This window comes from Thalassotalea sp. HSM 43 (genome assembly GCF_004752005.1).
Lineage (GTDB): Bacteria > Pseudomonadota > Gammaproteobacteria > Enterobacterales > Alteromonadaceae > Thalassotalea_A.
Map to the genome: position 1 here is coordinate 76,043 of NZ_CP038493.1, position 12,950 is coordinate 88,992.

Annotated in this window: 12 protein-coding genes; 1 reads left to right on the plus strand and 11 read right to left on the minus strand. The window is 43.6% G+C overall.

Annotated elements, in window-relative coordinates:
• Positions 1-2: 2 nt before the first annotated feature.
• Both E2K93_RS00360 and E2K93_RS00365 read right to left on the minus strand, forming a co-directional pair.
• Positions 3-938 (minus strand): DUF58 domain-containing protein, encoded by a 936-nt coding sequence (locus E2K93_RS00360; RefSeq protein WP_135437179.1) that lies wholly within the window; start codon positions 936-938, stop codon positions 3-5.
• Between the two features lie 17 nt (positions 939-955).
• On the minus strand, positions 956-1,924 hold the full coding sequence (locus tag E2K93_RS00365) for an AAA family ATPase (RefSeq protein ID WP_135437180.1): 969 nt from the start codon (positions 1,922-1,924) through the stop codon (positions 956-958).
• Positions 1,925-2,055: 131 nt separating this feature from the next.
• On the opposite strand from E2K93_RS00365, the gene E2K93_RS00370 reads away from it, so the two are divergent.
• Positions 2,056-3,012, plus strand: a complete 957-nt coding sequence (locus E2K93_RS00370; RefSeq protein WP_135437181.1) for a LysR family transcriptional regulator — start codon at positions 2,056-2,058, stop codon at positions 3,010-3,012.
• A gap of 121 nt (positions 3,013-3,133) precedes the next feature.
• On the opposite strand, the gene rpsO is transcribed toward E2K93_RS00370, so the two are convergent.
• From rpsO to E2K93_RS00415, 9 genes are all read right to left on the minus strand, one after another.
• Positions 3,134-3,403: a 30S ribosomal protein S15 gene (gene rpsO / locus E2K93_RS00375; RefSeq protein WP_135437182.1), complete on the minus strand. Its 270-nt coding sequence runs from the start codon at positions 3,401-3,403 to the stop codon at positions 3,134-3,136.
• Between the two features lie 134 nt (positions 3,404-3,537).
• Positions 3,538-4,479: a tRNA pseudouridine(55) synthase TruB gene (gene truB / locus E2K93_RS00380; protein WP_135437183.1), complete on the minus strand. Its 942-nt coding sequence runs from the start codon at positions 4,477-4,479 to the stop codon at positions 3,538-3,540.
• A 3-nt stretch (positions 4,480-4,482) separates the two neighbouring features.
• On the minus strand, positions 4,483-4,878 hold the full coding sequence (gene rbfA, locus E2K93_RS00385; protein ID WP_135437184.1) for a 30S ribosome-binding factor RbfA: 396 nt from the start codon (positions 4,876-4,878) through the stop codon (positions 4,483-4,485).
• A 108-nt stretch (positions 4,879-4,986) separates the two neighbouring features.
• On the minus strand, positions 4,987-7,650 hold the full coding sequence (gene infB / locus E2K93_RS00390; RefSeq protein ID WP_135437185.1) for a translation initiation factor IF-2: 2,664 nt from the start codon (positions 7,648-7,650) through the stop codon (positions 4,987-4,989).
• Between the two features lie 23 nt (positions 7,651-7,673).
• The gene (gene nusA, locus E2K93_RS00395; RefSeq protein ID WP_135437186.1) at positions 7,674-9,170 is read right to left on the minus strand and encodes a transcription termination factor NusA; all 1,497 of its coding nucleotides are present in this window, start codon (positions 9,168-9,170) and stop codon (positions 7,674-7,676) included.
• A gap of 76 nt (positions 9,171-9,246) precedes the next feature.
• Positions 9,247-9,702, minus strand: coding sequence for a ribosome maturation factor RimP (gene rimP / locus E2K93_RS00400; RefSeq protein WP_135437187.1), 456 nt, complete (start codon positions 9,700-9,702; stop codon positions 9,247-9,249).
• 467 nt (positions 9,703-10,169) lie between these two features.
• On the minus strand, positions 10,170-11,159 hold the full coding sequence (locus E2K93_RS00405; RefSeq protein ID WP_228445405.1) for a formylglycine-generating enzyme family protein: 990 nt from the start codon (positions 11,157-11,159) through the stop codon (positions 10,170-10,172).
• A 175-nt stretch (positions 11,160-11,334) separates the two neighbouring features.
• Complete coding sequence (locus E2K93_RS00410) at positions 11,335-11,850, minus strand: acyloxyacyl hydrolase (protein ID WP_135437188.1); 516 nt, start codon at positions 11,848-11,850, stop codon at positions 11,335-11,337.
• Between the two features lie 285 nt (positions 11,851-12,135).
• The gene (locus E2K93_RS00415; RefSeq protein ID WP_135437189.1) at positions 12,136-12,531 is read right to left on the minus strand and encodes a hypothetical protein; all 396 of its coding nucleotides are present in this window, start codon (positions 12,529-12,531) and stop codon (positions 12,136-12,138) included.
• Positions 12,532-12,950: the final 419 nt, after the last annotated feature.

A 12,950-nucleotide genomic window follows, 5' to 3' on the forward strand; every position in this document is an offset into this window, starting at 1 on the left:
CCTTACGCTCTAACCACACCAAACGCTTTACGAACCTGTTTATCCGTAGGCAGCAAGGTATCAAAGGCGATCATTGGCATGCGATATTTGTGCGCAACCGATAAAAACTTAGCAATGGCGTTTTCAACATCGTGACTGAATCGCTGTTGCAATGCTTCTTTTTTGGTTGTGAGTTCGATCTGCATGTCGCCATCACTGACCACCATTTGTGACATGGCAATAAGTTGACGCTCTAATGGGTCGGTCACATGACACAGCATGATATCGTTATGCTGGCTGATGCGTTTAACGTACTCTCCACACTTGTCACTCCAGCCATAACCATCACTGATCATTATCAATAAAGCATCATGGCCGATAATACGCATCACTTGCGCAAACATGCTTTCTAATGATACATGGTGCTCTGGTTGACTAGCACCTGAGGTCAATTTGTGGTTATAGCGACAAATGTCACCGATGACGGTAATGACCTGGTTTTGACTGCGTTTGGGCGCTATATGAGTCACTTGATTATCGTTAAATACCACAGCGCCGATTCGATCTGTGCTCGCCACCACTTGCCATGCCATTAATGCCGCTATTTCCGCTGCGATCACGGACTTGGTTTTACCTTTACTGCCAAAGAACATGCTCTGTCGTTGGTCGACCAACAGTATGACATTGCGTTCACGTTCTTCGCTGTATACTTTAACGTGGGGTTTCTTGGTGCGCATAGTGACTTTCCAATCCATAGTGCGAATATCGTCACCAACCTGATATTGACGCATTTCTTCGAAATTAAGCCCTCGGCCACGAAGTTTGGAGGCATTTTTACCCGACAATATGCTATTGATGGGTTGCTGCGCCACTAAGCTGAATCCTCGCGCTTTAAACTGTAAGCGACGCAACGCATCAATACTGGTGTATATGTCTTGATCATGATTCATTGAGTTCATGCGAGCCTCACTCCCCTTTAAACTACAGCAACCTGTTTAAGGATTTCATCTATAACCATGTCAGCGGTGATTCCATCTGCCAGCGCATCGTAGGACAACACCAGACGATGCCTTAATACCGCATGGACAATCTGACGCACATCATCAGGATCAACAAAATCTTTACCGTTCAGCCAAGCCATCGCTCGCGCACTCTTATCCAACGCGATACTGGCTCGCGGGCTTGAACCTACCGCCAACCAGTTGGCTAGAGGAGAATCAACATACTGTTGTGGCTGACGCGTGGCGATAATGATCGACACCATGTAATCAAGTACGGCATCAGAGCAATGGACTTGACGAACTTCATCGCGAGCCGCAAAAATCACTTGCGGGTCGACTTTGATTTGCTCACCATTACTCGCCATTTCTTCACCACGAACTAACTTAATGATTTGAGCTTCTGACTCTGCATCAGGGTAATCAAGGTTAATTTTCATTAAAAAGCGGTCCATTTGCGCTTCAGGCAAAGGGTACGTACCTTCTTGTTCAACGGGGTTTTGAGTTGCCAAAACCATAAATAACTCAGGTAATTTATAGGTTTTACCAGCAACGGTAATTTGTCGCTCTTCCATCGCTTCTAACAACGCTGCCTGGACCTTGGCCGGGGAGCGGTTAATTTCATCGGCCAACAACAAATTGTTAAATACAGGGCCTTGTTGAAACGTTAAACAGGGCTTGCCATCAATTTCTTGATACACCTCGGTACCAGTAACATCAGATGGCAACAAATCTGGGGTAAACTGCACACGCCCCAAGTCAACAGTTAACGCCTCGGCGAGTGCTTTAATCGAACGCGTTTTCGCCGTCCCAGGTAACCCTTCTAACAGCACATTGCCGTTAGTAAGCAAAGCTATGATCAGCGTTTCAACCATGTGTTTTTGGCCAATGACCGAACTTTCAACCTGAGATGTTAATTGTGATATGGACTGTCTCGTTTGATTCATTGATGTTCCTTAAATGATGGACGACGTAGCATTTGGCGCTATATTACCGATGCCAACATATACTATCCAATGATACCTATTTATAAGTGATATACTTAAGGAGTATAGCAGCTACCAGCGAGACAAAAGACATGCGTTCAATAGCTCAAAGACTGGCCCGAATTGACCTGAACTTGTTAGTCACCTTACTGGTGTTATTACAGGAAAATAATGTCAGCCGAGCAGCGGAAAAGCTGTTCGTATCGCAACCGGCGGTGAGCCGAGCATTGCAAAAACTAAGAGAGATATTTGATGACCCACTGTTTGCCCGCGAGTCCAGCGGTTTGCGGCCAACCAGTAGAGCTGCCGAGCTAAAGCAACCTTTAACGGTGCTGCTTAATGATGTCTATGGTTTGATTGATAACAGCGATTTTGATCCGAAAACATGCGAGCAAAGCTTTACCATTGCCATTCCAGGCTTGATGAGTCATTCCTTGTTGCTGCCAGTTATTGACACCGTCAGCGCACTGGCACCGGATGTGATCATTTCCCAACAACCATCCTCATTAACACAACAAAAACATCTGTCGACCGGCAGCTTAGACTTTGCGATTTTTGTTGCACCAATTAACGAAGAGCCTTTTCAATCAACATTATTAGGCTATTCCTACCCGGCAATTTTTGCTCGCAAAGACCACCCTATTTTTGCGACAAGTAACCCTAGCATCGATGATTGTTTGCATTACAAATTCGTTGATTTTAATGTTGAAGTGCAATCAGAGTCGCTTATCTCTAATCCGGCCTTACGATATATTGACGATCATAACTTACATCGTCAGGTTGCTTTTCAAAGCGGTCAGTTGGGCATGTTAGCAGCGGTTATGAAGAAAAATGATTACTTACTTATTGGTGCACATCATTTGATGGAACAGGCGGTTTTGCAACAGGACTTTAAACAAGTGATGTTAATACATGACAAGAGTTATGCTGTGCCAATGTATTTAAATGATCACATCATCACTCACAACAGTGCTGCGCATAAATGGCTGAAACGAATTTTAATTGACGAGCTTAAGGCGGTAATTGACGGCTCGTTAACGGTTAAATAGTTCAGCGTACGTCACGCCTCATTATGGCCGTTAGCGTAGCGAATAGGTGTGATAATTTATTGCATTTTAGAATTAAAAAAGGCCAGTATAAACTGGCCTTTTTTGCGTTTTGGGTAGTGTCTTAGCGACGGATACCTAAACGTTGGATTAGATCTTGATAGCGAGTAACGTTCTTACGCTTAACATAATCAAGAAGTTTACGACGTTGGCTAACCATACGTAGTAGACCACGACGTGAGTGGTGATCGTGAAGGTGCTTCTTGAAGTGACCTTGTAGGTGATTGATTTGAGTAGTCAAAAGAGCTACTTGAACCTCTGGAGAACCAGTGTCACCTTCTTTAGTCGCGTATTCTGCAACGATTGCTGCTTTTTGTTCAGCTGATAAAGACATAATATATACCTTAGTGTTAATAGTGTTTAATCAAACCCGCTAAGCCAAACACTAATTCAGCATAGCGGAAAAGAGCGCGTATAATAGCAAAATCCGCCTGCTATGCAAGCAATTTTACGTATTGCTACAAATGCTTATTGTTCGTGTTGTACAACCAAGCGTTTCGGCGCTAACATGCCGTCGCTATTGATATGGCCAACACCGATAAACTGTTTGTTATCACCGACGGTGATTTTAAGCAAACCATCTTCGCTGACACCTGGCATCATCACCGGATTACCATGTTTAAGGTAATGTGCCGCTTCGTCGTCAACATTAACTTCGCTTAAGCCAACCACAGCAGTATCCATTGGTAACAATAATGGATCGAGTAACTCAGACGGTGCTATGTCTTGCTCTCGAGCCTGCTCCAATAACTGCTCTAATTGCTCCAAGGTGACCATGTTTTCCACCGGGTAGCTACCAACAGTCGTACGACGTAACATGCTTACATGCGCGCCACAACCGAGTAACTCACCTAGGTCATCAACGATGGTACGAATGTACGTACCTTTAGACACGTGAATTTCCATGTCCACTTCATCGCCTTCAAAACGCAATAAATCTAAACGGTAAACGTCGATATCACGCGCTTCTCGCTCAATGGTGATACCTTCTCGCGCATACTTGTACAAAGGCTGACCTTTGTGTTTTAGCGCTGAATACATCGACGGTACTTGTTTTGATTTACCACGAAATGATTCCAGCGCTGGCAATAACTCAGCATCGCTGATGTTCACCGGCTTTTCGCTCACGACCTCACCGTCCGCATCACTGGTTGTGGTACGAATACCCAACTTAGCGGTAACGATATAGGTCTTATCCGTATCGAGTAAAAACTGCGAAAACTTTGTCGCTTCACCAAAACAAATAGGCAACATACCGGTTGCTAGTGGATCTAATGCACCGGTATGCCCTGCTTTATTGGCAAAATAAATGCGTTTTGCCGCCTGTAATGCATGGTTAGATGACATTTCATAGGGTTTATCCAACAATAAAACGCCATCGACTTGACGGCCTTTTCTGCGTCTTGCCATGAATTAGTCTTCCTGCTCGTCGTTCGTTTTGCCTGACTTTCTTTCGTCTTCAGCAATGACTTTATTCACTAGGTTGGTCATGCGAACACCTTCCACCAAAGATTTGTCATATTCAAATCTAAGTTGCGGCATAATGCGAGCACGTAACACTTTCGCTAATAACGAACGAATATAACCGGCAGCATCGTTTAAAATGGCTAACGCGTCTTTAATTTTGCTGTCATCATCGTGGAAAAAGGTAACGAATACTTTGGCGTACGCCAAGTCGCGGCTAACCTCTACTGCTGATACGGTTACCATGCCCAAACGCGGATCTTTTACTTCACGTTGTAAGATTACCGCAATTTCTTTTTGGATTTGTTGTGCCACCCGATCAGTACGGGAAAATTCTCTGGCCATTCATTGCTCCAATATATAAATATGCCATTAACGCGCGTATATTTGGCGGTTAACAGGCAAAAATAGGGGCTAAGCCCCTATTTTATTCACTAGGCTGTTATTCAAGAGTTACAGTGTACGTGCCACTTCAACTGTCTCGAATACCTCAATTTGGTCACCAACGCGTACATCGTTGTAGTTCTTAACACCGATACCACACTCAGTACCGTTACGAACTTCTTGTACATCGTCTTTAAAGCGACGTAATGACTCAAGCTCACCTTCGTAGATTACAACGTTTTCACGAAGTACACGGATTGGCGCGCTACGTTTAATGATACCTTCGGTAACCATACAACCAGCGATAGCACCAATTTTCGGTGACTTAAATACATCACGAACTTCAGCAAGACCAATGATCTCTTGTTTGAATTCAGGGGCAAGCATACCGCTCATCGCTGACTTCACTTCGTCGATCAGTGCGTAAATAACGCTGTAGTAACGTAGGTCTAGGTTTTCAGCTTCAATAACCTTACGCGCAGACGCATCAGCACGTACGTTGAAACCAACAACAATTGCGTTAGATGCGGCAGCAAGTGAAGCATCAGTCTCGGTAATACCACCAACACCTGAACCAACGATTTTAACTTTAACTTCGTCAGTAGATAGTTTGGTTAGTGAGTCTGAAATGGCTTCCAATGAACCTTGTACATCAGACTTAAGTACCACGTTAACTTCTGAAACGTCACCTTCTTCCATGTTAGCAAACATGTTTTCAAGCTTCGCTTTTTGTTGACGAGCAAGTTTCACATCACGGAATTTACCTTGACGGAACAACGCAACTTCACGAGCTTTCTTCTCATCTTTAACAACTGTCGCTTCATCACCTGACTGAGGTACACCAGAAAGACCTAAAATCTCTACTGGAATTGACGGACCCGCCGTTGTAATGGCTTTACCATTTTCATCACGCATGGCTCGAACACGACCGTACTCTAAACCACAAAGTACGATATCACCTTGCTTCAACGTACCTTCTTGTACCAATACAGTTGCTACAGGACCACGGCCTTTATCAAGTTTAGACTCAACAACAACACCGTTCGCCATCTTATCAACAACCGCTTCAAGTTCTAGAACTTCAGCTTGCAGTAGTACAGCATCAAGCAATTCATCAATACCTAAACCAGTCTTAGCTGATACAGGACAGAATTGAACGTCACCGCCCCACTCTTCAGAAAGAACGTCGTGTTGTGAAAGTTCACTACGTACACGCTCAACATCCGTGGTTTCTTTATCCATTTTGTTGATTGCGATAATAATTGGCACTTCAGATGCTTTAGCATGCTGAATCGCTTCAACTGTTTGTGGCATAACACCATCATCGGCAGCGACAACAATGATAACGATATCTGTCGCTTTCGCACCACGTGAACGCATTGCAGTAAACGCGGCGTGACCCGGAGTATCTAAGAAGGTGATCATACCGTGACCAGTTTCTACGTGATAAGCACCAATGTGCTGGGTAATACCACCGGCTTCGCCGTCAGCAACTTTCGCTTTACGAATGTAATCAAGTAATGACGTTTTACCGTGGTCAACGTGACCCATAATGGTAACAACCGGTGCACGGGTGATTGACTCACCAACATGACCGCGATCTTCAAGAACCGCATCTTCTAGTGCATTTTCATTTACTAGAACAACGTTATGACCCATTTCTTCAACAACAAGTGCCGCAGTTTCTTGGTCAATAACTTGGTTAATGGTTGCCATAGCACCCATTTTGAACATCACTTTAACGACTTCAGCACCTTTAACCGCCATTTTATCGGCTAGTTCAGCAACAGAAATGGTTTCACCTAAACGTACGGCACGGGTAATGTCTTTAGCTGGCTTTTGGAAGCCGTGCTGTAAAGACGTAGGTGCACTAAGTGTACCTTTCTTACGACCGCGAGCACCACGACCTCTGGCACCACGATCGTCTTTACCTGGCTTTTTCTTTTTCTTACGACGGTTTTTAGTTTCGTCGCGCATATCAGCTTGGTCTTCAGCTTCTTGAGCATAAACAGAAGATGTTACGTGAACAACTTCTTGCTCTTTCTTCTTACGCTCAGCTTCTTGCTCTTTCCAACGTGCTTCGTTTTCTTCAGCAAGTTTGGCCGCAGCGGCAGCCGATTGACGAGCTTCTTCTTCAGCTTTTGCGGCAGCTTCAGCTTCTTGCGCTAAACGAATCTTTTTCTCTTCTTCGTTTTCTTCTTTCGGCTCAGCTTTCTCTACTTCTTGCGCTTTTTCTTGTGCTGCTGCTTTAGCTTTGGCTTGCGCTTCTGCACGAGCTTTCGCATCTGCTTCTGCTTTAGCTTTCGCTGCGGCTTCTGCTTTGGCGCGTGCTTCGGCATCGGCTTTGGCTTGCGCTTCAGCTTCAGCTTTCGCTTGAGCTTCGGCTTCTATGCGTGCCTGCTCTTCTGCTTCGGCTTGGGCTTTAAGCTCAACATCACTGGCTTTCACGTAGGTACGCTTTTTACGCACTTCTACCTGTACCTGTTTGGCTTTAGAACCAGAACCAACAGATAAAGTTGATTTCTTCTTACGGTTTAACGTCATACGCGTAGGTTGCGAATCTGACGTATCACCGTGCTGCTTTTTAAGGTGTTCAAGCAAGCTTTCTTTCTCTTGCTCAGAAACGCTTTCTTCAGCGTTCTTTTTGATACCAGCATCGTCTAGCTGTTTAAGCAAACGATCGGTATCTGTACCTATTTCGATAGCAAGTTGTTTTACGGTTACATCGGTCATTAAATATTTTCTCCTTGCTAAGCTTATTCTTCGTTAAACCAACAAATATTACGGGCCGCCATAATAAGTTCTGCTGCTTTTTCTTCAGTTAGCTCTTCAATATCTGAAATTTCATCAACACCTTGCTCAGCCAAATCTTCCAGCGTGATTACGCTGCGGCTTGCAAGTACGAATGCAAGGTGTTTGTCCATACCTTCAAGATTTAATAAATCTTCTGCTGGCTCTGCATCTTCTAGTGATTCTTCGCTAGCCAGAGCAGCAGTTGTTAATGCTCCTTTAGCGCGTTCACGTAACTCTTCAACGATGTCTTCATTAAGGCCATCGACGTCTAGCAATTCATTAACTGGAACATAAGCAATTTCTTCAAGTGAAGAAAAGCCCTCTTCAACCAACATGGTGGCGAAGTCGTCATCGATATCCAGTTTTTCAGTAAACAAGTTAATAACCTTGTCGTTTTCTGCTTCATGTTTTGACTTCATGTCTTCAATAGTCATGACATTCAGTTCCCAACCGGTAAGTTGGCTTGCCAATCGAATGTTTTGACCACTTTTACCAATCGCCATAGCTAAATTGCTTTCTTCTACGGCGATATCCATGGTGTTGGTATCTTCATCTACGATAATTGAGGCAACTTCTGCCGGCGCCATCGCATTGATAACGAATTGAGCTGGGTTGTCGTCAAATAAAACGATATCAACACGCTCACCACCAAGCTCACCAGATACCGCTTGTACACGTGAACCACGCATACCAACACACGCACCAACTGGGTCAATACGTTTGTCGTTAGACTTAACGGCAATCTTAGCGCGGCTACCAGGATCACGAGCAGCGCCTTTTATTTCCAACATTTCTTCACCAATTTCTGGCACTTCAACGCGGAACAATTCGATTAACATTTCAGGTTTAGCACGAGACACAAATAATTGTGCGCCACGAGCTTCTGGGCGAATATCAAACAACAAACCACGAATTCGGTCACCAGGGCGGAATACTTCGCGCGGTAGCATTTCATCGCGGAAAATAACCGCTTCAGCATTATTACCTAAATCTAGGATAACTGAATCTCGGCTTGCTTTTTTAACCACACCGGTGATGATTTCACCTAGTTGATCACGGTACTCACCAACGACTTTAGCGCGTTCTGCTTCACGTACTTTTTGTACGATAACTTGCTTCGCCGTTTGTGTAGTAATACGGTCAAACTTAACCGACTCAATTTGCTCTTCAACAAAATCACCTAAACCAAGTTCAGGTTCATCATATTGTGCAGCCGCTAAGCCGATTTGTGCGTAAGGGTTTTCCATTGGTTCGCTGCCATCTTCAACAACTTCCCAACGACGGAATGTATCAAACTCACCGGTTTCACGGTCAATTTCCACTCGTACTGCGATATCGCCTTCATATTTCTTTTTTGTGGCTGTCTCAAGTGCAGTTTCCATCGCCTTGAATATATCTTCGCGTGGTAATGCTTTTTCATTAGAAACCGCATCAACGACCAGTAGTATTTCCTTGCTCATGCTTTTAAAGCCTCACTTCTTATTTCAATTTCCACTCATTTCGCTACATTACAGCACAGCGAAATGAAAAATCAGTTTAAAACTTGGCGATTAAGTTCGCCTTATCGATATTGCCAATCGGTAACTCATAGTCCTGGCCATCAACGATGACAATCAAAGTGTCACCTTCGATTGCTTCAAGTTCACCTTTGAACTTGCGACGGCCATTAATAGGCATCGACAGTTTTACCTCTATTGTTTCACCAACAACACCTTCATAATGAGGCTTTTCAAACAACGGTCTGTCTACCCCAGGTGATGATACTTCTAAGTTATATTCAGTACTGATTGGGTCTTCCACATCCAATACTGCGCTGACTTGTCGTGACACTTCGGCACAATCGTCAACGTCTATGCCATTCTCATGATCAATAAATAAGCGTAAAACCGAGTTATTTCCGGCACTGATGTATTCAATACCCAATAATTCTTTGCCAGTCATTTCAACAGACGGACGCAGCAACTCAGTTAATTTTTGCTCAAACTTACTCAAGAATATTCTCCAAAAACGAAAAAAGGGCCTCTTGGCCCAATAGTGTAGCTACCTGGCATCGTCATCTATCACCGGGAGGCTCGGACAACAATCAGTAGTATTGGTGTCGTTCCGTAATCTGCTAACAAGCGATCTACAGATACGAAAAAGCCCCAATTCACACGGGGCCCTCAAAAACAACCCTTTGTGAACAGTAAAAGACTAAGACCATGAGGTGCAATTTATCTAATACAGGCCGTGAAAATTAGCGATTTAGTACCCTAGAGTTGTAAGTAAAAAATCATTTCACGTCAAAGCTGTGCAAATTATATATGGGTGCGCATAAAAGAGCAATATAAACCTAGGCTAACTTTACAATTTCACACTAATTTGCGGAAACATTAATGTACTAAGTGAAAGTTTGATGGATTGCCATACCATTGCTCAAGGTTTTGTATCACTATTTATGCGATAACCATTGAGCAACATTATTGTTTATCGAGCGCTAAACGAAAACCAATATCGGGCATGCGCACATTGCTGGTCGCACCGTCACGACGATATACATAAGACTCTTTATCGGAAAACTCGTAACCGCCGCCACGTAGCACTTTTAGTGACACTTGCTTGATATCGGTGGTAACAATATACATCGGGTTGTCGCGCGGTTTGTCTGAGTATACCGTACGACTCATGTCGTCTTGGCAAAATTCCCACACATTTCCGGTCATATCATGTAAACCCAGTTCATTACTGCGCTTTAATCCGACAGGTTGCAGTTTACGATTCGCGTTACCGGCATACCATGCGACGTCATCAATGGTATCAGAGCCACTAAACAAGAACCCCTGTGATTGATTGCCACCTTTAGCCGCGAACGCCCATTCAGCCTCACTGGGCAAACGAAATACTTTACCGGTCGCCTCATTAAGGCGGTTGATAAACTGCTGCATATTAATCCAACTGATATTGTTCACTGGGCACAATTCGCAGGGAAAATAACTGAAATTCCAACCCATCACCGCTAAGAATAACTCTTGAGTGACTTCGGTGCGGCCCATATAAAATCCGTCGACTGTCACTTGATGTGGCGGTTTTTCGCGACTGTTAGCGTCGACATGGTCTGAGCCCATGGTAAACTCGCCGCCTTCGACCCAAATCATATCCTTCATTAAACGCTCTACCATGGCATCTGAAAGTTCTGCAGGTTGTTGAAGTGATTGATCTTGTGCACTAGGGTCTGCAGTTGTTTCTTCTGATAATGGTTGTTCAGATATCTCTGCAACCTTGTTTTGCTCTGGCTGAGTTTGTTGCGCGGATTCTTGCTGTTGAGGTTGTTGAGGGTTCTGCGGTAGTTGAGTTAGTTTTTCTTGTTGCTCCTCAACGTTTGCCAATGCATTTACGCTAAATGTGCAGCTAAGTAAACAAGCACAGAGTAATCGGCCTTTCATTTCAACATATCGACATGAGTGTTGCATATTGCCTCTCTCAATTGGTGTGAATTCACAAATAAAAAATATAGCTGGCGACCGACATAAATGATGACACCAACATAACTTTGCTTAAAAAACTAATGTAAGCAGCTTTATAGAAATAACCCGACACGCATATGCCGCATGCATCTTGTTTCATACGCCATAAGCAAACCCTGCGTTAAAAAGACGCTAGGTATGTAACCAATACCGCTTCAGAGCCTGGGTTTTGATCGCCTAGCCCGCCGTTTGAAATATGACCTAGTTCAATACGAATACTCGACTGCGTGTTTAGCTTATAGGACGCCATAATGGCAGTATAAAACTCAACCTCATGGCCAAGTTCATCGGTATTGTCATTTGAGTCTTCATGATAATAGCCAATCGAAGTCATCATGCCCCAACGCCATTTAGGCCATCGAGCATCAATTTTAAATTCTTTGCTCAGTCCAATGGAGGCATAATAAGCGCCGTAGTCATTAACCATAATTTGCGTGAGCGGCCGTATACCCCAAAACTCCTCCCAGGGCATAAATTCGTAACCTAATTTGATTGTCGAAATCTGACCTTTATCAACCGCCCCAAATACACCAAACCCGGCAGTTACTTTAGGTTTATCCTGATTAGCAACAACAATCGGTGTTACAAAACATAAAGACAAAACAACTAAAATACTTTTGGTTCTTACGTGTTTCATAGTGGTCCATAGCTAAGTATATAAAAGTATAGACATATTTTTGGGGTTGAGGGATGAATATGGGCACATAATGCGCGGCGGTTTGTCGTTTTGCTAACTCAACACATTGCTGACTAAAAGTTACGCTGAACAGTTTGTTTGGGATTAAAAAAACGCCATCGTTGTGAGATGGCGTTTATCACAGGCTTTACATCGCATGTTACATCAATGATGCGGTTTCGAAGACGTTACATACCGGCTAATTCATCTAAATTAAGGTAAGTTAAACTAAGTTAAATTAGACCGTTAATTGGTCATGCATTGAGTTACACTTGCACCTTGTTCAACCGCTTGTTTGATCAGGCTCATGACATCTTCATTTTTCACTTTTTCGATCAGTGTATTGACCAAATCCGTCGCTTGTTCATCAGACGACTTGTCCGCCATGCAACTATACGCATTGGCAATACTGTCTTTTACCTTATTGACTGCATCAGGGTTACTCAAGTCTACATTGATTGCATCCTGTACCGATAATGCTAACGCTTTAGCTTGCTCCGCCGCCCCGCCAAATTGGTCTAAATTGAGACTTTCCATATCAAATGACTGCACCGCTTCTTGTACTTGGTCAGCGGCTTTTTTCGCGTCATCACATGCACTAAGAAATGAGAAGAGCATTATTGCGATCAAAAACTTTTTCATATTTACCTCCTAATAATAACAACGTCCTTCAAATCATAGCAGCCTAGGTAGAATTCGTGCTGCTTTAGCATTGCATTGAATGCTTGAAGTGACAGCGATAAGCTATCTCGCATCGCTTTTATGATATGAGCTTTATTAGACCGATTACTTAACAGCAGATAGATGAGAACACTGATTGGTAGGATATGACTCAACATCCAGAACGCTTCGCTAGCGAAGAAAATGCAGGGCAAGTTACGTTAGCAAAACATCAATGATGTCATTAATAAACCTACAATAGCTGACATGGCATCGCCGAAGAAAACTGCTGAGTTTATTTTTCTAACGTTAACGCCTGCATTATTATCGACGCCCCGCCGCTCATCGCAGGCGCCCAGACAGTACCTAGACAGTACCTAGACAACAAAAAAATACTAAGC

Bases quoted from the DNA above. Each gene is read 5' to 3' on its own strand.
- E2K93_RS00410 (WP_135437188.1), bottom strand. From the start codon at position 11,850: ATGAAACACGTAAGAACCAAAAGTATTTTAGTTGTTTTGTCTTTATGT.
- rpsO (WP_135437182.1), bottom strand. From the start codon at position 3,403: ATGTCTTTATCAGCTGAACAAAAAGCAGCAATCGTTGCAGAATACGCG.
- infB (WP_135437185.1), bottom strand. From the start codon at position 7,650: ATGACCGATGTAACCGTAAAACAACTTGCTATCGAAATAGGTACAGAT.
- nusA (WP_135437186.1), bottom strand. From the start codon at position 9,170: ATGAGCAAGGAAATACTACTGGTCGTTGATGCGGTTTCTAATGAAAAA.
- truB (WP_135437183.1), bottom strand. From the start codon at position 4,479: ATGGCAAGACGCAGAAAAGGCCGTCAAGTCGATGGCGTTTTATTGTTG.
- E2K93_RS00415 (WP_135437189.1), bottom strand. From the start codon at position 12,531: ATGAAAAAGTTTTTGATCGCAATAATGCTCTTCTCATTTCTTAGTGCA.
- E2K93_RS00405 (WP_228445405.1), bottom strand. From the start codon at position 11,159: ATGCAACACTCATGTCGATATGTTGAAATGAAAGGCCGATTACTCTGT.
- E2K93_RS00365 (WP_135437180.1), bottom strand. From the start codon at position 1,924: ATGAATCAAACGAGACAGTCCATATCACAATTAACATCTCAGGTTGAA.
- E2K93_RS00370 (WP_135437181.1), top strand. From the start codon at position 2,056: ATGCGTTCAATAGCTCAAAGACTGGCCCGAATTGACCTGAACTTGTTA.
- rbfA (WP_135437184.1), bottom strand. From the start codon at position 4,878: ATGGCCAGAGAATTTTCCCGTACTGATCGGGTGGCACAACAAATCCAA.
- E2K93_RS00360 (WP_135437179.1), bottom strand. From the start codon at position 938: ATGAACTCAATGAATCATGATCAAGACATATACACCAGTATTGATGCG.